Below are 2072 nucleotides of genomic sequence, written 5' to 3'. Positions count from 1 at the left end.
AAGCTGTAGATTTATCCCGCTTCTTTCAAGGGATTAAAAGACGCAGTTTCAGCTCATGATTGGGATACATGAGCTGAAATACCGATCTGATGACAAAATTGGAGATGTGATATGTCATATCACGCAATCTTGCTGAGACAATTTCAGTAGATAGTGATGCGTATTGAAAAGCGGGAGCGCGTGCTATCTCACGTGCATTGGAATCTTCACATCCATAACATCAACATTACTTAACTATTTGCCTCCGGTTTGATACTCCTGTTGCCAGGAAAGGTTGTTCCTCGACTGTGAAATGACGATATAAAATAGTACGTAGAATTTACAGGTGTAGTGACAACTAATGGTCTAAAGAATAGCTAAATTCAGTGTTTGTATTGACCATGACGAATTCACAGTGTTGAGTTAGAGATAAACTAAAAAGCTGGCTGCTAATCCTCATCAAGGGGCCATTTTTGATTTTTGGGGTCTATTTCACCGTACCTAAGATCTGTTTTTCCTTCTTTTTTTCTCAGTGAATAGTATTCTTCAATATTATCGATGTCATAAAGAATTTGCTTTCTCTCTTCAGGAATAAAGTCCCATGCAATCGAAGTTGCGTGTGCTATCCTTTTGTAGTTATTGATAAAAAAATTAAGATAATCATCATATGTATTTGTGCTCTTATGTGAGAATACTTTTAAATGATCAAGTATAATGGCAATTTCTTCTATCGAATCTTCGAATTTATCTTTGGGTTTCATTATCTTCTTCCAAATTTTGGTTTTCTACCGTTGAGATCTATGTTGCCTTTTACAGTAATTTCCCGTGTCTTTGTAAGCGGGTTTTTTACAACTTCAATTTCATCCAAGTATGCATCAAACTCGACAATCTCATTACCTTTACCCTTACCAATTCCGAGTGTATTTTCTGCATCTTTAGGAGAGAGTGGTTTGCCCTTCGCCTTGGTGAGAAAAACACGATTTTGGTCACTTGCGATAAGAGCGTTATCACTTCTAATTTTTTTTAGACTAGATACAGATGTGTAATGCCGAACTCTAATAACCCGTCGACTGACAATCTTGACAGCAGCTCCAGCAACGACCGCGGTGACTACAGTATTTGTAGATTTTGCGGACGCTCCACTGGTACCTAAACTTGCTGCTTCTAAGACGATATCGGCGGCAGCCCGTATATCGCTGCTGCCTATTTTTGATAGATAACCATCTCTTTCTTGTTCCAGCATACGAATATGTGTTTCGAGGCCCTCGGCGGTGTCTCTTCCGTTGGCTATCGATTCTCGGGCTTCATCGATGCCTCGTTGAGACTCACGGGCTCTTTCAAGATTGTTGAGATCCCTGTCTTCGTCGCTGGAGAAGAAATCTTGAATGGCTTCAAAGATGTTGTTACCGCTAGGATCACTATAAAAGGTTGGGTTGTTGAGAGCGTATGCATACCTGTTTGTGCCAACACCTTTATTCAGTGGATCGAACCAATCCGACTGTATAAAGCGAGCTAGGTCAGCATCGTAATAACGGGCGTTGAGATAGGTGAGGCCGGTTTCTGGATCATCGCGTTCACCAATCCAGCCCTTGCTTTCGCGCGGAGTGTCTGCTGCCTGCTGGACATCTGTACGTTTGCCGTAAGGCTGATAGCGACTGACCGCGGCAATAGTGCCGGCACTGTTGGTCAGCATGCGGACCGAGGACATGTGATCACGGTGGATCCAGTTGGTGGTGGTGCCCACACGGCGCACAGAACCATCCAGATGCTTGATCACCGTACCATCGGGCAGGATCTCTTCATCATTACCCAGATACAGTGTGGTCTGACCACCGGAGATCTTCTTTAAGCGTTTATCATCAGGACCATAAACATACTGAGTGGTCACCCCGCCCATGGTCACTGAGATCGGACGGTCTTTGCCATCATAGATCAGAGAGCGTCCCTTGCCGGAGACCATGTTGCCGTTGCCATCATAAGAGAAGGTCCAGGACCCGGCCTTGGTGGGAGCATGCGGACGGGCAGCTGTTGGCGCTGGATATGAGTAGGTGCCAACATCACTCTTGGAGAGCAGATTGCCGGAGGGACTATAA

At 44.3% G+C, this 2072-nt stretch carries 2 protein-coding genes; both read right to left on the bottom strand.

All coding sequences use genetic code 11. The features are described from left to right. Nucleotides 1–428: 428 nt before the first annotated feature. The gene (locus JCM12308_RS27365; RefSeq protein ID WP_054785759.1) at nucleotides 429–740 is read right to left on the bottom strand and encodes a hypothetical protein; all 312 of its coding nucleotides are present in this window, start codon (nucleotides 738–740) and stop codon (nucleotides 429–431) included. Then, a partial coding sequence (locus JCM12308_RS27360) for an RHS repeat-associated core domain-containing protein (RefSeq protein WP_280138433.1) occupies nucleotides 740–2072 on the bottom strand: 1333 nt, incomplete at its 5' end. The genes JCM12308_RS27360 and JCM12308_RS27365, both read right to left, overlap by 1 nt.

The sequence above is a fragment of the Pseudovibrio denitrificans JCM 12308 genome (genome assembly GCF_001310815.1).
Lineage (GTDB): Bacteria > Pseudomonadota > Alphaproteobacteria > Rhizobiales > Stappiaceae > Pseudovibrio > Pseudovibrio denitrificans.
This window is presented reverse-complemented; position numbering and strand designations above follow the sequence as displayed.